Below are 17,879 nucleotides of genomic sequence, written 5' to 3'. Positions count from 1 at the left end.
AGCAATCGGGCCCTGGCGAGGCCTACTTGGTGAACGGCACCGAGGCTTTCAGCATATCGCCGGTGGCGTTGAACACCACCTGGAACTCGACCAGGATGCTCTTGCCGCTGCCCTTCAGCGCGATCGCCGCGGTGACGGTGAGGTCGTTGCCTTCCTCGTCCTTGTTCCGCTCCTTGAGGTTGAAGAGGACGCCATCGCCCTGCTTCTTGCCGACCGCGAGGCCGGAGAAGGTGACGTTGGAGGTCATCGCGGCCTCATAGCGGCGGGCCTGGTCGTTGAAGGCCAGCGTGCCGTTGACCGACAGCGCGGTTCCAGCCAGCGAGCAGCGGCCCGAGTAGTTCACCTTGTCGGAATTGCCCTCGCTGAGCGACAGGCGGCAGACCACCGACTCGCTCTCGGCGCCGATCAGGGTGCCGCGACCCTTCCAGCTGCCGACGAAGGACTTCAGCAGCGACACGTCGGCCGGCGCGGCCAGAGCCGGCGCCACAGCCATCGGGGTTGCGACCAGCAGACCGGCGAGCGCGATGATTCGCAGCAGGGGTCCGAACAACTTCATTTCCTAACGCCTCCAAGCGGATGAAAGAATCGCCCCCCGGCGACCAGCAGTGCAGGCAGGATGAACACATCTCCAATGACTGCAAAGCCGAGAGTTATCACAAAAAGAGTACCGAACAATGCGACCTGCGGCAGTTCGGAGAACATGACGATTGCCGTGCCGGAGCAGAGGATCAGTGTAGCGGCGATGATGGCGCCGCCAATACGCTCCATCGTGTGATGGATGGCGTCCATGTGCGAGCGGCCTTCTTCTCGTCGCGCATGCAAATAGTGCGAGAGGAAATGCGTGGTGTCGTCGACCGCGATACCGAAGGCGATGGTGAGCGACAGCACGGTGGTGAGCTGCAGGCCGGCGCCCGACCACCAGAGGTAGGCCTCGGTGCCCAGAATCGGGAACAGGTTGGGGATGGCGGTCGCCACCGCCACGCGGAGCGAACGGAAGGCCCAGCCGATCAGGAACAGGTTGACGATCACCGAGATGGTGAGGTCGAGCTGCAGGCCACGCACGATGTTGTCGGTGGCGTAAGTGGTCATCACCCGGAAGCCGCCGACTTCGGCCCCCTCGATGCCCGCCGCCTTGACGTCGGCCTGGATGCCCTCCTTGAGCTTCACCAGTTCTTCGGAGTCGATGATCGTCGGCATGAAGCCGGTGACCAGCGCGTGCATACCGTCGTCACTGACGAACCGACGCTTCAGGTCGCCCACGGCGTTGAAGATCTGCTCGCGGGTGAAGCCGGAGTCGGCATAGTGCGTGAACGCCGCGGCCGAGATCACCTTGTTGGCGCCCAGGTGCTTCTCGACGATGTCGTGGACGAGCTTGATGGTCTTGAAGTCTTCGTCGCCGACGTCCGAGACGCCCTCCTTGAGCGGGACGCTGACATAGAGCGGCGCCACGCCGCCGACGCCCTGGTCGATCTGCTCGGCGGCGGTCAGCGCCGTAGAGCCCTTGGCCATGAAGTCTTCGAACGAGAAGTGCGGCTGGATCAGGAAGTAGGGGATCAGCAGCAGGCCGGTTCCGACGATGGCGAGCGCCGCGATCGGGCGGCCGAACTTGGTGGCGAGGAACCAGGCCAGCGGGATCGGCGCGGTGATGGCGAAGCTCGGCTTCGGTGCCTTGAACTTCAGCCGGATGGCGAGCTTCAGGAGCAGCGGCAGGAACGTCATCAGGCAGATGAAGTTGGTCAGCGAAGCGATCGTGCCGGCCAGCGAGAACTCCTGGATGCCCTGGCCCGCGGTCAGCGACAGCGAGGCGAACGACACGAGAGTCGTCAGCATGGTGAGCGCGCTGGCCGGGCCCACGACGCGCACCGTTTCGTCGACGGCCTTGTAGGGATCCATGCCTTCTCGCCAATAGGCGAGCCAGTTGAAGATGAAGAATAAGCTCTCCGCGAAGGCGATCACCAATACGATGGTCGTGACGATGATGGTGAGGAAGGAGAACGAGCCGAACAGGAAGATGATGATGCCCATCACCCACATGATGGCGATGAACGGCGTGGCAGCGACCAGCACGGCGCCCCAGAATGAGCGCAGCGCGATAAGCGCGATCAGCGAGCCCAGCGCGAAGCCGTAGACGGTGAACTTGATCTGGTCGCCGACCGCGGCGCTCAGCATTTCCGAGGTCCAGATCGGCGGGCCGGTCAGTTCGACCTGCACGTCGGTGCTCTCGTAGTCCTTCACCACGTCGCGAAGGCTCGCGATCATGTCCTTGGTGCCGCCACCCTTGGTCATCTCGGGGTTCGGGAACACGATGATCACCACCCCGGACAGGTCCGGGTTGATGAGATTGCGCATCATCGGGTCGGTTTCGTAGAGCTCGGTGAGAGCTGCCTTGACCTGCGCGGGGTCCGTCATCCCTTCGGGCACAGCCGGCAGCGTCGTGCCGTCCGCGGCGGGCTTGCGCAGGGTGAACGCCGACATGGTGCCGGTGACGTATTCGCTGGTGGAGATGTCGAGCGCCAGCGCGCGGATGTTCTCGAGGGTCTCAGGATTGGTGAGATTGGGCGAACTGACGAGCAGGTAGATGTCGTTCTCGAACGTGCCGAAAGTCGTCGCAAGATGCTCGTAGTTGTCGTACTCGACGCCCGAATGGGCGAACACGCGGAGCATGTCGCCATCGACGCTGGCCCGCGGCACATTCACCGCACAGAAGATGGTCACCAGCAGCACGAAGACGGCGACGATCCGGGGCTGCTTGAGCGTAAGATGGCCAAGCGCTTCGAGTCCGAAGCCGATGGAACGGTCATGCCCGAAGGCCCAGTTCCAGAGCCGGCCCAGCAGAGTATTCTTCGACAATAGAATCTTCCCTTAGACGGTGCGCCCCGCGTCAGGCGCGGATTACTAAGGGCTTGGTGGCGGCGCGTCCAGCCGTTTGAGCCGCGCGTGCAAGCTCGATTGCGGCGTGATCCGGCGATTTCGGCCCAAAGTTGCCGCAAACCCACGTCATTGTGATTTCTTCGAAGCGTCGGCTCTTTTCCAATATCGTGGACATCCAGGCCGGCCGGCCAGCGCCGGTTGGTCTTCGCCACGGGAATCGCCTACAGCTTCGCCCAGGTTTCATAGTTCGAAAACGGCCCCGTGGCAGACAAGACCGACGACCAGAACGGCGCACCGCCGCCGCCCTCCGACATCGCTCCGATTTCGATCAGCGACGAGATGCGGGAGTCCTACCTCAGTTACGCGATGAGCGTGATCGTGAGCCGGGCGCTTCCCGACGTGCGCGACGGCCTGAAGCCCGTGCACCGGCGCATCCTGCATTCGATGAACGAGCAGGGCTATGACTGGAACAGGCCCTATCGCAAATCGGCCCGCGTGGTCGGCGACGTGATCGGTAAGTACCACCCGCACTCCAACGACGCGGTGTACTTCTCGTTGGTGCGCATGGCGCAGGAGTTCTCGCTCCGGGTCACGCTGATCGACGGCCAGGGCAATTTCGGCTCAGTCGACGGCGATATGCCGGCGGCCATGCGCTACACCGAAGTGCGCATGGAGAAGGTGACCAATTCCCTGCTCGAGGACATCGACAAGGACACGGTCGACTTCAAAGACAACTACGACAGCTCCGAGCGCGAGCCGACGGTGCTGCCGGCGCGCTTCCCGAACCTTCTCGTCAACGGCGGCAGCGGTATCGCCGTCGGCATGGCGACCAACATCCCGACCCACAACCTGGGTGAGGTGATCGACGCCGTCCTGATGCTTATGGACAACCCCGGTGCGATCACCGAGGAGCTGATGACGGTGCTGCCCGGCCCGGATTTTCCGACCGGCGCCATCATTCTCGGCCGCTCCGGCATCCGCCAGGCCTATGAGACGGGCAGGGGCTCGATCCTCATCCGCGGCAAGGTCCACACCGAGGAAATGCGCAAGGAGCGCGAGGCGCTCATCATCACCGAGATCCCGTATCAGGTGAACAAGGCGACGATGATCGAGAAGATGGCCGAACTGGTGCGCGACAAGCGCATCGAGGGCATCTCGGACATCCGCGACGAATCCGACCGCAACGGCATGCGCGTGGTCATCGAGCTGAAGCGCGATGCCGTGCCCGACGTGGTGCTGAACCAGCTCTACCGGTTCACCCCGCTGCAGGGCTCGTTCGGCTGCAATTTCGTGGCGCTGAACGGCGGCAAGCCGGAACTGATGAACCTCAAGCAGATGCTGCAGGCGTTCATCGAATTCCGCGAAGTGGTGGTCACCCGCCGCACCCGGTTCCTGCTGAACAAGGCGCGCGACCGCGCCCACATCCTTGTCGGCCTTGCGGTGGCGGTCGCCAATATCGACGAAGTCATCGCCCTGATCCGCACCTCGCCCGATGCCACTGTCGCGCGTGAGCGGCTGATGGAGCGTGACTGGCCGGCGATGGACGTCGCCCCGCTGATCGCGCTGATCGACGACCCGCGCCACAAGATCAGCGATGACGGCACCTTCCGGCTGTCGGACGAGCAGGCCCGGGCCATCCTGGCGCTGACCCTCTCCCGCCTCACCGCGCTCGGTCGCGACGAGATCGGCGAGGAACTCAACGGGCACGGCAAGGACATCGCCGAGTACCTGAGCATCCTGCGTTCGCGCGAGCGGGTGATGGAAATTGTCCGCACCGAGCTGACCGAGATCAAGGAGCAGTTCAACACCCCGCGCATCACCGTCATCGATGACGCCGCCGGCGACTTCGAGGACGAGGACCTGATCGCCCGCGAGGATATGGTGGTCACCGTCACCCATGGCGGTTACATCAAGCGCGTGCCGCTGACGGCCTACCGGGCGCAGCGTCGTGGCGGCAAGGGTCGCTCCGGCATGGCAACGCGCGACGAGGATTTCGTCTCGCGGTTGTTCATCGCCAATACGCATACTCCGGTGCTGTTCTTTTCGTCGGCCGGCCAGGTCTACAAGATGAAGGTGTGGCGCCTGCCGATCGGCGAGCCGCAGGCGCGCGGCCGAGCGCTGATCAACATGCTGCCGCTCGACGAGAACGAGCGCATCACTTCGATCATGCCGCTGCCCGAGGACGAGAGCAGCTGGCAGCAGCTCGATGTGATGTTCTCGACGATCCGCGGCACGGTGCGGCGCAACTCGCTCGCCGACTTCGTCGAGATCAACAAGAACGGCAAGATCGCCATGAAGCTCGATGAAGGGGATGGCATCGTCGATGTCGCCACCTGCACGGCAAATGACGACGTGCTGCTGACCACCGCGCTGGGGCAGGCGATCCGCTTCCAGGTCGACGAGGTCCGCGTGTTCAAGGGCCGCGATTCGACCGGCGTGCGCGGCATCAGCCTCGCCGAGGGCGACCGCATCATCTCGATGGCGATCGTCCACCACTTCGACGCGGAGTCGGCGGAGCGGGCTGCCTACCTGAAGATGAGCCGAGCCGTTCGCGGCGAAAGCGAAGCCGAAGAGACGTCCGACGACGCCGAGGATGCGGTGCCGGCGGGCGAACTGAGCCAGGAGCGCTATGCGGCAATGTCTGCCGCCGAGCAGTTCATCCTGACCATCTCGGAAAACGGTTACGGCAAGCGCACCTCGAGCCACGAGTACCGGATCACCGGACGCGGCGGCAAAGGCATCGTCGCCATGGCGGTGAACAAGCGCAACGGCCCGCTGGTCGGCTCCTTCCCGGTGGAAGACGGCGACCAGATCATGCTGGTGACCAATGGCGGCCAGGTGATCCGCGTGCCGGTCGATGCCGGCCCGGACAACCGCATCCGCATCGTCGGCCGCTCGTCGCAGGGCGTGACGGTGTTCAACACCGCTGACGGCGAGAAGGTGGTGTCGGTCGAACGCATCAGCGAGCCTGAAAGCGAGGACGACACCGAGGGCGGCGAGCCCGGCGATGACGCCGCCGCCTGACGGCGCGGTTCCCACAGTCAAGCAACGGGCGGCCTTGGCCGCCCGTTTGCGTTCCGCCATCGAGGGAAGCTTCGCGCATTGGGAGGCGGTGCCGGACCTCGATTTCGATGCGGCCTTCGAAACCTATCTCGACAAGGCGCTGGCGGCCGAGCTCATCGACATCATACGCCGTAATCCGTCACAACAACGGGTATTCCTTGATATATCCGTATTAATGACGGACCATGTAGTCGCATCGCCGGAGCGTCCGATCCGACTTGCGGCGCGGCAAATGTTGTGGCTGGCTCGCTGCAGGCAGCCTGTCTCGTGATCCGGAGTTTCAGATGATCGATCCCGCCATCCTTTTTCCCTATGTAGCCGCTTGCCTGCTGTTCGCGATCGTGCCCGGCCCGTCGGTGACGGTCGTGGTGGCCAATTCGCTGGCGAGGGGGACCAAGGCGGGGCTCCTCACTATCCTGGGCACCGAGATCGCCATGCTGACTATGGTTTTCATCGTGGCGGTCGGGCTGGACGCCGTGATGACGCTGGTGTCGGAGGCGTTCACCATCATCAAGTTCGCCGGCGCGGCTTACCTCGTCTGGATCGGGTTCAGGATGTTCACTTCGTCGGGCAAGCTCGAGATGGGCACGCCGGGGGAGAAGCTGCCGCTTGGCCGCTACGTCTGGCAGGGTGCGCTGATCAACTGGTCGAACCCCAAGACACTGCTGTTCCTCGGGGCGTTCCTGCCGCAGTTCATCGACATGAGCCGCCCGGCCTTCGAGCAGATCATGGTGCTGGGGCTGATCGTGATGGCGGTCGCCACTGCCTCTGACTGCGTCTACGCAGTGATTGCCGGTAGCGCCCGGCAGCTGCTGACCACGGCGCGCGTGCGAATGATGAACCGCGTCTCCGGCGTGATCCTGATGCTCGGCGGCGTATGGCTGGCGTTCCAGAAGCGCAGCTGATCCCGCCTGGGGCTGTCTGAATCGGCGCGGCGGTGCTAGGGCACCGCCGTCATGCCAGATCTACCGATCCTCCTTTCCTTCATCGTCGCGGCGTTCGTCGTCGTCATTGTCCCCGGCGTCACGGTTTCGGCGCTGGTGAGCACCTCGCTGGCCCGCGGCATGGCGGCAGGGCTGTGGATGGAAGCGGGGGTGCAGGTCGGGCGCTTCACCATGGTGCTGGTGGTGGCGCTGGCGCTGCAGGCAGTCACCGGCATCGTCGGGGCGGCGTTTGACATCATCAAGTATGCGGGCGCGGCGTACCTGATCTGGATCGGCTGGGGCTACATCACCAGCCGGCATGGCATCGCCACCGACACGCCAATAGCGGCGCGCTCGCCGCTGCAGCAGGCGGCGTCCGGCTTCTTCGTCTTGTGGAGCAATCCCAAGGCGCTGATCTTCTTCGGGGCGTTCCTGCCGCAGTTCGTCAACCCGGCGCACCCGGCCTGGCCGCAGGTGATTGTGCTCGGGCTGATCGAAATGGGCGCGGGTCTGGTCACCGACTGTGCCTACATCTACCTCGCCGCCAGGGCACGCGGCGCGCTTGGCGATGACCGCGTGCTGCTGGTCAACCGCGTCGCCGGCATCGTGTTGATCGGCGCCGCCATCTGGCTGGTGCTGCAGCACCAGGCGTAGACCCGGTGCATCTTGGAAAATGTGAACGAATAACCTCCGTTTGGTAGTGCACGACGGCACAGCTTCTGAATACTGACGCGACAGATCGGAGGGCGAGCGGAATGATCGTCGCTGAATCGTGCGTGCTGCTGGCTACCGAGACGGCCTACGCGAGAGCCATGGAGGCGCTGGCGGCCGATCTGGCGATCTACTTCGCGGCCGGCGTGCATCAGCCGCTCGACAACGCACGGCAAGCCATTGTCCGGATGCTCGAGCGGACCATGGAACTGCCGCTTGCCACTTACCTAGAAGGCCTCTCCCTCAACGCGTCGGAGGCCGACGAGGCGATGTCGCGGGCGCTCACTCGCATCGGCCAGTCGCTGGAGTTGATTCGTGCCGCGGCGCTGCCGCCTGAGAGGGCGCAGGCCGACTAGCCGGCCAGGCGGAACTTCAGGAAACGCTGCCCCGCATACTCGATTTCGCCGGCTGGCTGGAAGCCCAGCCGCGCTAGCCCCTTCATGCGCGCCCGGCTCGGCGGCAGGAGGATGGTGACGGTGCCCAGTGGCATCTCGGCACCGCGCCGGAGCATTTCGCGGAAGATCGTCGCTCCGTGGCCCCAGTGGCCAGGTAGCAGTACCAGCCCGAGGTCGGCCTCGTCGCCTTCCCGCTGGAAGCCGCCCCAGCCGGCGAAGGCCCCGTCGATGCGGATGGCCCACGGCCCGTAGCCGTTCTTCTGCCACTGCGCATCCTTGCCTTTCGCCCAGTCTATGGCGCGGGGCTCGTCCCAGTGGTCACCGGCGAGCGGCATGTGCCGTCGCACATCCGGATCGTTGAGTAACCCGACGAGCTCGGCGGCGGGGATGCCGGACAGCGGATGGAAGGTGATTTCGGTCATCGCCGGTTCCTGTCGAGCAGTGGGGCAGTATATCGCAGCCGCGCCGCTGATGGGCGCCCCGGCTTGCCAGAATTGCCGAGCCGTGACAGAACCCGGGCCAACAACAACGGGGAGGGCGCTCCGCCATGGCCAGACTAGTCGGCTTTTATCCCGGCTCCTTCGATCCTCTGACCAACGGCCACCTCGATGTCATCGAGCGTGCCTGCAAGCTGGTCGATACGCTGGTGATCGCGGTGGGGACCCACCATTCCAAGAAGCCGCTGTTCAGCCATGAGGATCGCGTTGCGTTGCTCAAGGCGGTGCTCGAGCCGATCGGCAAGCGCACCGAGACCGAATTCCAGTACGTCGATTTCACCGGCCTGATGGTCAATGCCGCCCGCGCCGCCGGCGCCAAGCTGATCATCCGCGGCCTGCGCGATACCACCGACTACAATTTCGAGATGCAGATGGTGGGCATGAATGCCCAGATGGCGCCTGACCTGCAGACGGTCTTCCTGCCATCCAGCCCGCATGTCCGCCACATCTCGGCCACGCTCGTGCGTCAGATCGCCGAGCTCGGAGGCGACATCAGCGCCTTTGTCCCGCCCATCGTTTTGAAGGCACTGAACAAATAATGTCCGATCCTATCAAGCGCGCCGGCATCATCCTCGGCATTCTTCTCGCCGCGGTCGCCGCCTTTTTCACCGTTTCGATCGCTGCCCCTGCGCACGCCCAGTCCGGCAAGCCGCACTGGATTCTCGAGCTCAAGGACGGTGTGGTCGATATCGAGCTGCTGCCCGAACTGGCGCCCAACCACGTGGCGCGTGTCATCGAGCTGACAGAGAAGGGCTTCTACAACGGCATCGTGTTCCACCGGGTCATCGACGGCTTCATGGCGCAGGGCGGTGACCCGACCGGCACCGGCATGGGCGGCTCCGACCTGCCGGACCTGAAGGCCGAATTCACCACCGCGGAGCACTTCACTCGCGGCATCGTCGCGGCGGCGCGCTCCAGCGACCCGGATAGCGCCAACTCGCAGTTTTTCATCATGTTCGCCGACGCGCCGCACCTCGATGGCCAGTACACCATCTGGGGCAAGGTCGTTTCGGGCATGGAGTTCGTCGACCTGATCAAGAAGGGCGCCGGCGACCAGCCGGTCCAGGACCCGGACAAGATCATCTCCGCAAAAATCGAATACAAGTAAGGAAGGCCCATCTGATGGCTTACGCTGATCCCGAGAACACCCTCGTCATCGAAACCACCAAGGGCAAGGTGGTCATCGCCATGCGCCCGGACCTGGCGCCGAACCACGTTGCGCATATCAAGAAGCTGGCGCGCGAAGGCTTCTACGATGGCATCGTGTTCCATCGCGTGATCGATGGCTTCATGGCGCAGACCGGCGATCCGACTGGCACCGGCACGGGCTCGTCGAAGTACCCGAACCTGAAGCAGGAATTCAACGCCGAGCCGCACGTGCGCGGTGTCGCATCGATGGCCCGTTCGCAGAACCCGGACAGCGCCAACTCGCAGTTCTTCATCGTGTTCAACGACGCCCGCTTCCTCGACCGCCAGTACACGGTCTGGGGCAAGGTCATCGAAGGCATGGAAAACGTCGACCAGATCAAGCGCGGCGAGCCGGTGCGCGATCCGGACTCGATGATTTCCGTGAAGGTCGCGGCAGACATCGCCGAATGATCCGGCTGGCCGCAATTGCCCTGAGCCTTTGCGGCCTCGCCACCCCGTCGCTGGCGACGGAGTGGGTGAACTGCGCGTCGCCCGACGGCGGCGCCAGTTTCGATATTCTCGTCGGCACCACCGACGTGCTCTCTGTCGCTGGCATGACCATCACGGTCGGCGAGAAGGTGTGGGCGACCGACCCCGCCTATGGCCCCGGCGATCCGGTGAGCGTCGGCCAGGCGTTCGAGACCGACACGATGATGCTGGTCGACGCAGTCGATCCGGGTGTCACCACCAAGATCGCCGAGCTGCGCCTGTTCAAGGCCACCGAGGCCGATGCCTCGATCTATGCGGGCACACTCCGCATTCCCGGGCAGGGCGCCTGGGCGGTGAGTTGCACCGGCCCCTGATGCGCGTCGACGATTTCGATTTCGAACTTCCCGCCGAGAGCATAGCGCTCCATCCCGCCGAACCGCGGGATTCCGCGCGCATGCTGATCGTGCGGTCCGGCGAGCCGCTGGAGGATGGTCGGGTAACCGATCTGTTGCGGGTGCTCCGCGCCGGCGACGTGCTGGTGGTCAACGATACCCGCGTGCTGCCGGCCGAACTGATCGGCACTCGTGTCCGGGGCGAGCTTCGCGCCAATGTCAGCTTCAACCTGCACAAGCGGGTGGATGCCAATACCTGGCGGGCCTTTGCACGGCCGGCCAAGAAGCTGCACCTGCTCGACCGATTGGAGCTGGGCGACAATGGCTCGATTGGCGCCACCGTCTCGGGCAAGGGTGAGACGGGCGAGATCACGCTCGAGTTTGACCTCAGCGGTGCGGAACTGGACGAAGCGATCAAGGCGCATGGCGCCATGCCGTTGCCGCCGTACATCGAAGCCAAGCGCCACACCGAAGAGCGCGACAAAACGGACTACCAGACGGTCTACGCCGCGCGTGACGGCGCCGTGGCTGCGCCGACGGCGGGGCTGCATTTCACCGAGGGCCTGCTGCAGCAGCTGGCCGATCTCGGGGTGAGCGTCGAGCGGGTGACACTGCATGTCGGGGCAGGGACCTTCCTGCCGGTGAAGGTCGACGACACCAAGGACCACGTGATGCACGCCGAGTGGGGCGATATCCCCGCGGCGGTGGTGGAGCGCATCCTTGCGGCCAAGGCCAAGGGCGGGCGAGTGGTGGCCGTGGGGACGACCAGCCTCAGGCTGCTGGAGACGGCGGCGCGGGCCACCGGGACGCTGCAGCCGTTCGTCGGCGACACGGACATCTTCATCACTCCAGGGTATCGCTTCAACGCGGTCGACATCCTGATGACAAACTTCCACCTGCCGCGCTCGACGCTGTTCATGCTGGTCAGCGCCTTTGCCGGGTTCGAGACGATGCATGCCGCTTATGCGCATGCCATCGGGAACGGATATCGGTTCTATTCGTATGGAGATGCGAGCCTGCTGTTCCGGGCCGATCCAGCCTAGGTCGGTCTCAATGGCATCCGCGGCGAGACAAACGTCGAGTGCCCCGCAGTCGTTCGCGTAGTACTTCCCTGCATTTGCTTGCCGCGCGTGACGGGAATATCCTCAGCTTGCGGAGGGGAACCCTCCGTCAACAGGGAGGAGCGAAAGATGTCAAAATACATTCTGCTACTCAACTGGACCGACCAGGGTGCCAAGACCGTCAAGGAGTCGACCAAGCGCTACGATGCCGCCAAGGAGGCCGCCAAGGCCGTCGGCGGTACGCTTGAAACCATTTACATGACCTTCGGCGCCTATGACCTCGTGACCGTCCTCGATGCCCCCAATGACGAGGCCGCTGCCACGTTCGTACTGCGCACGGGCATGGCCGGCAATATCCGGGCGACGACCCTCAAGGCCTTTGCCGAAGCCGACTATCGCAAGATCATCGGCAGCATCTGATCGCCGGGCAGGGTGACAGGCGCGCGCCGGCCCGCTAATAGGCGCGCATGACCGACTTCTCCTTCACCCTGCAAGCCACTGACGGCATGGCCCGCCGTGGGCGGATCGACACCTCTCGCGGCGACGTCCAGACGCCTGCCTTCATGCCCGTGGGCACCGTCGGCACCGTCAAGGCAATGTATCCCGAGCAGGTGCGCGAAACCGGCGCGGATATCCTGCTCGGCAATACCTATCACCTGATGCTCCGCCCCGGCGCCGAACGCGTCGCGGCGCTCGGCGGCTTGCACGACTTCATGGACTGGCAACGGCCGATCCTCACGGACAGCGGCGGCTTCCAGGTGATGTCGCTGGCAAAGCTGAGGAAGCTGACCGAGAAGGGTGTCACCTTCCGCTCGCATATCGACGGCACGGCGTACGAGCTGACGCCGGAGCGCTCGATCGAGATCCAGACGCTGCTCGACAGCGACATCATCATGCAGCTCGACGAGTGCATTCCGCTGCCGTCCGAGCACAAGGAAATGCTGCGGGCGATGGAGCTGTCGTTGCGCTGGGCGCAGCGGAGCAAGGACGCGTTCGGGCATCAGCCGCATCGCGCACTGTTCGGCATCGTGCAGGGTGGCGATGACGCGGAACTCAGGGCGAAGTCGGCGGCGGGGCTGAAGTCGATCGGCTTCAACGGCTACTCGATCGGCGGCCTCGCGGTGGGCGAGCCGCAGGAGACGATGTTCCGGGTGCTGTCCGAGATCACGCCGGAGCTGCCGGCGGACAAGCCGCGCTACCTGATGGGCGTGGGCAAGCCTGATGACATTCTCGGCGGTATCGAGCGGGGCGTCGACATGTTCGACTGCGTGCACCCGACGCGGGCCGGGCGGCACGGGCATGCCTACTCGCGCTTCGGTGTCATCAACCTGAAGAACGCCCGGCATAAGGACGATCCGCGTCCCCTCGACGAGACGTCGCCGAACCCGAATTGCCGCCGTTTCAGCCGCGCCTACCTGCACCACCTGATCCGCACCGAGGAAATGCTGGGCGCAATGATCCTGAGCCAGATCAACCTCAGCTACTACCAGCAGCTTTGCATAGGTGCCCGTACGGCGATTGAGGCTGGAAGCTTCGCCGATTATGCGGCACAAACCCGAGCAACATGGGCAGCCGGCGACTTGCCGCCGCTCTGATATCTCCCGGAGAACAGCGTCATGGCCACCCCCCGCAAGTCCCTCCTCAACCCGCTGATGAAGTCGCGGAAGCGGCTTGCGGACACGAACATGCGCGAGCTGTTCGCGGCGGACCCCAACCGGTTCAAGACCTTCTCGGTGAAGGCCGGCGACCTGCTGCTCGACTATTCGAAGAACCGCATCGACGAGAAGGCCATGGCCGCGCTGTTCGACCTGGCGCGCGCCGCCGGCGTCGAGCAGCGGCGTGACGCGATGTGGAAGGGCGAGCACATCAACACCACCGAAGACCGGGCGGTGGAGCACATGGCGCTGCGCTACATGGGCGACAAGCCGGTCAAGGTCGACGGCAAGGACGTGATGCCGGACGTGCGCGGCGTGCTTGCGGCGATGAAGGTGTTTTCGGACGCGGTGCGGGATGGCTCGATCAAGGGCTCGACCGGCGAGGCGTTCACTGACATCGTCAATATCGGCATTGGCGGCTCGGACCTTGGGCCGGCGATGGTGACGCTGGCGCTGGAGCCCTACACAAGGGCGGACCTGCGCGCGCACTATGTGTCGAACGTCGACGGCGCTCATATGCATGACACGCTGAAGCGGCTCGACCCCAAGCGCACGATGTTCATCGTGGCGTCGAAAACCTTCACCACCGACGAGACGATGACCAACGCCGCAACGGCGCGGGCATGGATCGCCGGTGCGCTGGGCGAGGCGGCGGTGCCGGATCATTTCGCGGCGCTCTCGACCAACCTCAAGGCCTGCGCGGATTTCGGCATCAAGTCGGATCGCATCTTCGGATTCTGGGACTGGGTTGGCGGGCGCTACTCGGTGTGGTCGGCGATCGGGGTGCCTGTGGCGATTGCCGTCGGGTACGAGAATTTCGAGGCGTTCCTCAGGGGCGCCTACGAGATGGACCAGCACTTCCTCAAGACCAAGCTCGAGAAGAACCTGCCGGTCATCATGGGCCTGCTCGGCATCTGGTATCGCAACGCCTGGGGGTTCTCGACCCACGCCGTGCTGCCGTACGACCAGCGGCTCAGCCGTTTCGCTGCTTACCTGCAGCAGCAGGATATGGAATCGAACGGCAAGTCTGTGACGCTGGCGGGCAAAACCGTGGACTATCCGACCGGGCCGATCATCTGGGGCGAGCCGGGCACCAATGGACAGCACGCGTTCTACCAGCTGATCCACCAGGGCACCGACGTGATCCCGGTGGATTTCCTGATCGCCGCGCAGCCGCATGAGCAGCTGCCGCCGCACCACGACAAGCTGGTGGCCAATGTGCTGGCGCAGTCCGAGGCGCTGATGCTGGGCAAGACCAAGGACGAGGTGGTGGCGGAACTGACGGCGCAGGGCCTCGACAAAGCCAGGATCAAGGCGCTGACGCCGCACAAGATGTTCCCCGGCAACCGGCCGTCGAACACGCTGATGTATCCCAAGCTGACGCCCGAGCGGCTGGGCAGCCTGATCGCGCTCTACGAGCACAAGGTGTTCGTGCAGGGCACCATCTGGGGCGTCAATTCCTACGACCAGTGGGGCGTGGAGTTGGGCAAGCAACTGGCGAAGGCGCTGCTGCCCAAGGTGCAAGGCACCGAGACGGCGGCCAACCACGACAGCTCCACCAAGGGGCTGGTCGAGGCGTACCTCAAGCTCAAGCAATGATCGAGGCGGTGGAAGAGCAAGGGGTGAAGAAAGCAGCGCCGGTCGGGATCGATCCCGATCGGCTCGCGGCCACGTTTGCCGATTTCGGCCTTGGTGTTCCCGCGGCGATCACCGAACTCCTTGGTGGCGGCGCACGCTCGTTCCGCATCGACCGCGTGGACGGCCAGCCGGTCGTGCTCAAGGTATTCAACGACGCGCTGCCGTACGCGACCGGCAAAGAGACTTATGCGTCGCAGTTGCTACGCGACCTCGATGTGCCGATGACTCGCTTCCTCGCCTCGGACGAGACCCGCACCCGGATGCCGTTCCGCTACACCATCGCCAACTACCTGCCTGGCAGGCAGGTGATGACCTTCAAGGACGCGCCGGACGTCGGCGACCTCTACCGGCAGATGGGTGAGATGCTGCGCCAGCTGCACACCGTGCCGGTGCCCGGCTACGGCGCCTTCGATGCGGACGGCCTCCACGATCCGGTGTCGACCAATACCGAATATCTCGCGCGCCGCTTCGCCCACGGCATCGGCCAGTTCCGCCGCTACGGCGGTGGCGAGGCGCTGGCGCAGCGGCTCGAGGCGATCTTCGCCGCCCATGCGGATGTCATCGCCGAAAGCCGGGGCGCGGTGTTCGCGCACGACGATTTCCAGCCGCACAACGTGCTGGGCGAGCGCGGCATCGATGGCCGCCTGCACCTCACCGGCCTCCTCGATTTCGGCAATGCGCGGGCCTCCGACCCGATCTGCGACCTCGCCAAGGCGCTGTTCTGTTCGGAGCACGATGCGCCGGGCTCGACCCCGCACATCCGGGCGGGCTACGGCTCCATCGATCATCCCGATCCCGAAGCGGCCCTGTGGATCTACACCCTCGTGCACCGCGTCACGATGTGGATGTGGCTGCGGCATGTCGGGGTGATCCTCGAGGGCGAGCGGAATGACCTGATGGCCGACCTCGAGGCAATGGCGGAAGCCGGGAAGTACACCGCGTGACGATCACGACTGAGGCCGACCTCGAAAAGCTGAAGGCTATCGGCCGGGTTTGCGCCGTGGCGCGCGATGCGATGGCGGCAGCGCTGGCGCCGGGGATCACGACGCAGGAACTGGACGACATCGGCCGGCGCATTCTCGATGCGGCCGGGGCACGCTCGGCGCCGGAGATCACCTATGATTTTCCGGGTGCGACCTGCATTTCGGTGAACGAAGAGATCGCGCACGGCATTCCGGGCGGACGGGTGATCCGGGCGGGCGATCTGGTGAACATCGACGTTTCGGCGGAACTCGATGGAGTGTTTGCCGATACCGGTGCGTCTTACCTCGTGCCGGAGGCCGATCCGCGGCTAGTGGCGCTGTGCCGGGATGGCAAGCGGGCGATGTGGGAGGGGATCCGCGCGGTGAAGACGGGTGCACCGCTGAACGGCATTGGTCTCGCCATCGGCGCCTTTGCCAAGAAGCACCGCTACACGCTGATCGAGAATCTTGCGAGCCACGGGGTGGGCGACAGCCTGCATGACGAGCCCGGTGAGATTGCCACCTGGCCGGACAAATCCGACCGGCGGGTGATCACCGAGGGGCTGGTGTTCACGGTCGAGCCGTTCCTGTCGCTGGGCGGAAAGCTTGCCGAGCAGCGCGACGAGGACGATGAGTGGACGCTGGTGGCGAGCCCGGCGGCGCCATGCGTGCAGTACGAGCACACCGTGGTCGCGACGCGTCGTGGCGCCATTGTGGTGACCGCGGCATAAGTGCGGCGCTGCGCTGAATGGTTTCTGAAGGGTCGGTTCCAAACGCGTTCAAAATCAGTGCGCTAGGGTGAATTCAACGCTGCAGATGCGGCACTGATCGAACCCAAGGACTACTGAAATGACCGTTCTCAACACCCTTCGGCAGACCGGCCGCGCCGCGGTCCTCGCCGTCGTCCTCGCCGGCACCGCCCTGAGCGCGGTTCCAGTGCAGGCAGCTCCTCTCCAGGGCTTCTCGCTCGACGTGAAGCCGCAGGGCGGCGAAAACCAGAAGCAGCTCCAACAGTACAAGAAGAAGGACTTCGGCCCGAACGACTTCTTCAACTGGTGCCTGACCGACAAGCAGATCCGCAAGGGTCTCATCAACTACGGCTTTGAGGACGTGCACATCGTCGATCACCTGAGCAAGAACCGGGTGCGCGTCGAGGCCGCCTACGACGAGTGGTACTACTCGTTCCGCGTCAACCGCTGCTCGGGCGTCGTCGACAAGATCAAGAAGCTCTACCCGATCTGGGAAGAGGAAGACGAAGACGACGACGATTGGTACTGAGATCCGAGTGGGGGAGGGGCCGGAAACGGCCCCTTTCTCGTTCCTAGAGATCGATCCGCCGGAACAGCCACCACGGCATATCGCGAACGATACGCATGATCAGCCGCCACCGGCGCGGCGCATATTGCACCGGGCCGCCGTGGTCGGCAGCGCGTCGCACCAGCCGGGCGACCTCATCGGCCGGAACCAAACGTCGCCCGGGCGGGCTGTTGGCGGTCATCGCCGTGGCGGTGGGGCCGGGTTTCACCACGACAGCGCGCGGACCCTTGCCTTCGAAGCGATGCGCGATGCCTTCGACCAACGTGGCGATGCCGGCCTTCGTCGAGGCGTAGATGAAGTTCTTCCGCCGACCGCGATCGCCGGCAACCGACCCAAGCACCACCAGCGAGCCATGGCCCTGCGCTTCGAGCAGGTTGGCGGCGGCGAGCGACCAGAGCGCGGTGGAGGTGTAGTTCGTGGTCATCATCGCTGCCGCCACCGCGAGATCGTTCGCCGCTTCGGTCTGCGTCGGCATGATGGCGTAGGCGATGTGGATGTGGTCGACGCCGCCAAGACTGGCAACGAGGCGCGGCAGTTCGGCGGCCTGATCGGACGCGGCCAGATCCACTACAGCGGTCTCGCAGCGGCTGGCGCCAATGGGCAGCAGGGACTGCGCCACAGCCTTCAGCCGATCGGCGCTGCGACCGACCAGCAGTAGCGACGCACCCTCCGCGGCGTAGATCCGTGCGGTGGCTTCGGCGATACCGGAATTCGCCCCGAGGATCAGGACGCGAAGGGGACTATTGGTACGGCTTTGCGATTCGAGTTCGTGCATGC

Annotated in this window: 20 protein-coding genes; 16 read left to right on the top strand and 4 right to left on the bottom strand. The window is 64.7% G+C overall.

Features of this window, described 5'->3' with window-relative positions; genetic code table 11:
* Positions 1 to 22: 22 nt before the first annotated feature.
* Positions 23 to 556, bottom strand: a complete 534-nt coding sequence (locus AC1DV8_RS16710) for a hypothetical protein (RefSeq protein ID WP_477158217.1) — start codon at positions 554 to 556, stop codon at positions 23 to 25.
* Entirely contained in the window at positions 553 to 2,850 is a 2,298-nt protein-coding gene (locus AC1DV8_RS16705; protein WP_477152013.1) for an efflux RND transporter permease subunit, read from the bottom strand. Before AC1DV8_RS16705 ends, AC1DV8_RS16710 begins: the two co-directional genes overlap by 4 nt.
* A gap of 282 nt (positions 2,851 to 3,132) precedes the next feature.
* On the opposite strand from AC1DV8_RS16705, the gene gyrA reads away from it, so the two are divergent.
* The 5 genes from gyrA (at position 3,133) to AC1DV8_RS16680 (ending at position 7,924) form a co-directional block, all read left to right on the top strand.
* The gene (gene gyrA, locus AC1DV8_RS16700) at positions 3,133 to 5,895 is read left to right on the top strand and encodes a DNA gyrase subunit A (protein WP_477158216.1); all 2,763 of its coding nucleotides are present in this window, start codon (positions 3,133 to 3,135) and stop codon (positions 5,893 to 5,895) included.
* Positions 5,879 to 6,205 carry a hypothetical protein gene (locus AC1DV8_RS16695; RefSeq protein ID WP_477158215.1) on the top strand — a complete coding sequence of 109 codons (327 nt, stop codon included), beginning with the start codon at positions 5,879 to 5,881 and terminating at the stop codon, positions 6,203 to 6,205. The genes gyrA and AC1DV8_RS16695 overlap by 17 nt, the downstream gene beginning before the upstream one ends.
* A gap of 13 nt (positions 6,206 to 6,218) precedes the next feature.
* Positions 6,219 to 6,839, top strand: coding sequence for a LysE family translocator (locus tag AC1DV8_RS16690; RefSeq protein WP_477152010.1), 621 nt, complete (start codon positions 6,219 to 6,221; stop codon positions 6,837 to 6,839).
* A 51-nt stretch (positions 6,840 to 6,890) separates the two neighbouring features.
* The gene (locus AC1DV8_RS16685; protein WP_477158214.1) at positions 6,891 to 7,511 is read left to right on the top strand and encodes a LysE family translocator; all 621 of its coding nucleotides are present in this window, start codon (positions 6,891 to 6,893) and stop codon (positions 7,509 to 7,511) included.
* Between the two features lie 101 nt (positions 7,512 to 7,612).
* Positions 7,613 to 7,924, top strand: a complete 312-nt coding sequence (locus tag AC1DV8_RS16680; protein WP_477158213.1) for a hypothetical protein — start codon at positions 7,613 to 7,615, stop codon at positions 7,922 to 7,924.
* Here the strand turns inward: AC1DV8_RS16680 and AC1DV8_RS16675 are convergent.
* A complete protein-coding gene (locus AC1DV8_RS16675; RefSeq protein ID WP_477158212.1) occupies positions 7,921 to 8,385 on the bottom strand; it encodes a GNAT family N-acetyltransferase in 465 nt (154 codons plus the stop codon). The genes AC1DV8_RS16680 and AC1DV8_RS16675 overlap by 4 nt on opposite strands.
* A gap of 125 nt (positions 8,386 to 8,510) precedes the next feature.
* On the opposite strand from AC1DV8_RS16675, the gene coaD reads away from it, so the two are divergent.
* From coaD to AC1DV8_RS16620, 11 genes are all read left to right on the top strand, one after another.
* Positions 8,511 to 8,999: a pantetheine-phosphate adenylyltransferase gene (gene coaD, locus AC1DV8_RS16670; protein WP_477152006.1), complete on the top strand. Its 489-nt coding sequence runs from the start codon at positions 8,511 to 8,513 to the stop codon at positions 8,997 to 8,999.
* Positions 8,999 to 9,568: a peptidylprolyl isomerase gene (locus tag AC1DV8_RS16665; protein WP_477152005.1), complete on the top strand. Its 570-nt coding sequence runs from the start codon at positions 8,999 to 9,001 to the stop codon at positions 9,566 to 9,568. The genes coaD and AC1DV8_RS16665 overlap by 1 nt, the downstream gene beginning before the upstream one ends.
* Before the next feature lie 14 nt (positions 9,569 to 9,582).
* Entirely contained in the window at positions 9,583 to 10,059 is a 477-nt protein-coding gene (locus AC1DV8_RS16660) for a peptidylprolyl isomerase (RefSeq protein ID WP_477158211.1), read from the top strand.
* Complete coding sequence (locus AC1DV8_RS16655) at positions 10,056 to 10,451, top strand: hypothetical protein (protein ID WP_477158210.1); 396 nt, start codon at positions 10,056 to 10,058, stop codon at positions 10,449 to 10,451. The genes AC1DV8_RS16660 and AC1DV8_RS16655 overlap by 4 nt, the downstream gene beginning before the upstream one ends.
* Positions 10,451 to 11,512: a tRNA preQ1(34) S-adenosylmethionine ribosyltransferase-isomerase QueA gene (gene queA / locus AC1DV8_RS16650; protein WP_477158244.1), complete on the top strand. Its 1,062-nt coding sequence runs from the start codon at positions 10,451 to 10,453 to the stop codon at positions 11,510 to 11,512. The genes AC1DV8_RS16655 and queA overlap by 1 nt, the downstream gene beginning before the upstream one ends.
* A gap of 147 nt (positions 11,513 to 11,659) precedes the next feature.
* Positions 11,660 to 11,950 carry a GYD domain-containing protein gene (locus AC1DV8_RS16645; protein ID WP_477152003.1) on the top strand — a complete coding sequence of 97 codons (291 nt, stop codon included), beginning with the start codon at positions 11,660 to 11,662 and terminating at the stop codon, positions 11,948 to 11,950.
* Positions 11,951 to 11,997: 47 nt separating this feature from the next.
* Positions 11,998 to 13,125 (top strand): tRNA guanosine(34) transglycosylase Tgt, encoded by a 1,128-nt coding sequence (gene tgt / locus AC1DV8_RS16640; protein WP_477152002.1) that lies wholly within the window; start codon positions 11,998 to 12,000, stop codon positions 13,123 to 13,125.
* Positions 13,126 to 13,146: 21 nt separating this feature from the next.
* Complete coding sequence (pgi, locus tag AC1DV8_RS16635) at positions 13,147 to 14,784, top strand: glucose-6-phosphate isomerase (RefSeq protein WP_477158209.1); 1,638 nt, start codon at positions 13,147 to 13,149, stop codon at positions 14,782 to 14,784.
* A gap of 23 nt (positions 14,785 to 14,807) precedes the next feature.
* A complete protein-coding gene (locus AC1DV8_RS16630) occupies positions 14,808 to 15,767 on the top strand; it encodes a phosphotransferase family protein (RefSeq protein WP_477158208.1) in 960 nt (319 codons plus the stop codon).
* A complete protein-coding gene (gene map / locus AC1DV8_RS16625; RefSeq protein WP_477158207.1) occupies positions 15,764 to 16,516 on the top strand; it encodes a type I methionyl aminopeptidase in 753 nt (250 codons plus the stop codon). Before AC1DV8_RS16630 ends, map begins: the two co-directional genes overlap by 4 nt.
* Before the next feature lie 118 nt (positions 16,517 to 16,634).
* A complete protein-coding gene (locus AC1DV8_RS16620; RefSeq protein ID WP_477158206.1) occupies positions 16,635 to 17,063 on the top strand; it encodes a hypothetical protein in 429 nt (142 codons plus the stop codon).
* A gap of 43 nt (positions 17,064 to 17,106) precedes the next feature.
* Here AC1DV8_RS16620 and AC1DV8_RS16615 read toward each other — a convergent pair whose 3' ends face one another.
* Positions 17,107 to 17,877 (bottom strand): SDR family NAD(P)-dependent oxidoreductase, encoded by a 771-nt coding sequence (locus AC1DV8_RS16615; RefSeq protein ID WP_477158205.1) that lies wholly within the window; start codon positions 17,875 to 17,877, stop codon positions 17,107 to 17,109.
* Positions 17,878 to 17,879: the final 2 nt, after the last annotated feature.

Source organism: Devosia sp. P3_B2, from assembly GCF_056402875.1.
This window is presented reverse-complemented; position numbering and strand designations above follow the sequence as displayed.

Coding starts and splice junctions, on each gene's coding strand:
- AC1DV8_RS16710 (WP_477158217.1), bottom strand. CDS start 556: ATGAAGTTGTTCGGACCCCTGCTGCGAATCATCGCGCTCGCCGGTCTG.
- AC1DV8_RS16695 (WP_477158215.1), top strand. CDS start 5,879: ATGACGCCGCCGCCTGACGGCGCGGTTCCCACAGTCAAGCAACGGGCG.
- AC1DV8_RS16690 (WP_477152010.1), top strand. CDS start 6,219: ATGATCGATCCCGCCATCCTTTTTCCCTATGTAGCCGCTTGCCTGCTG.
- AC1DV8_RS16685 (WP_477158214.1), top strand. CDS start 6,891: ATGCCAGATCTACCGATCCTCCTTTCCTTCATCGTCGCGGCGTTCGTC.
- AC1DV8_RS16680 (WP_477158213.1), top strand. CDS start 7,613: ATGATCGTCGCTGAATCGTGCGTGCTGCTGGCTACCGAGACGGCCTAC.
- AC1DV8_RS16675 (WP_477158212.1), bottom strand. CDS start 8,385: ATGACCGAAATCACCTTCCATCCGCTGTCCGGCATCCCCGCCGCCGAG.
- coaD (WP_477152006.1), top strand. CDS start 8,511: ATGGCCAGACTAGTCGGCTTTTATCCCGGCTCCTTCGATCCTCTGACC.
- AC1DV8_RS16665 (WP_477152005.1), top strand. CDS start 8,999: ATGTCCGATCCTATCAAGCGCGCCGGCATCATCCTCGGCATTCTTCTC.
- AC1DV8_RS16660 (WP_477158211.1), top strand. CDS start 9,583: ATGGCTTACGCTGATCCCGAGAACACCCTCGTCATCGAAACCACCAAG.
- AC1DV8_RS16655 (WP_477158210.1), top strand. CDS start 10,056: ATGATCCGGCTGGCCGCAATTGCCCTGAGCCTTTGCGGCCTCGCCACC.
- queA (WP_477158244.1), top strand. CDS start 10,451: ATGCGCGTCGACGATTTCGATTTCGAACTTCCCGCCGAGAGCATAGCG.
- AC1DV8_RS16645 (WP_477152003.1), top strand. CDS start 11,660: ATGTCAAAATACATTCTGCTACTCAACTGGACCGACCAGGGTGCCAAG.
- tgt (WP_477152002.1), top strand. CDS start 11,998: ATGACCGACTTCTCCTTCACCCTGCAAGCCACTGACGGCATGGCCCGC.
- pgi (WP_477158209.1), top strand. CDS start 13,147: ATGGCCACCCCCCGCAAGTCCCTCCTCAACCCGCTGATGAAGTCGCGG.
- AC1DV8_RS16620 (WP_477158206.1), top strand. CDS start 16,635: ATGACCGTTCTCAACACCCTTCGGCAGACCGGCCGCGCCGCGGTCCTC.
- AC1DV8_RS16615 (WP_477158205.1), bottom strand. CDS start 17,877: ATGCACGAACTCGAATCGCAAAGCCGTACCAATAGTCCCCTTCGCGTC.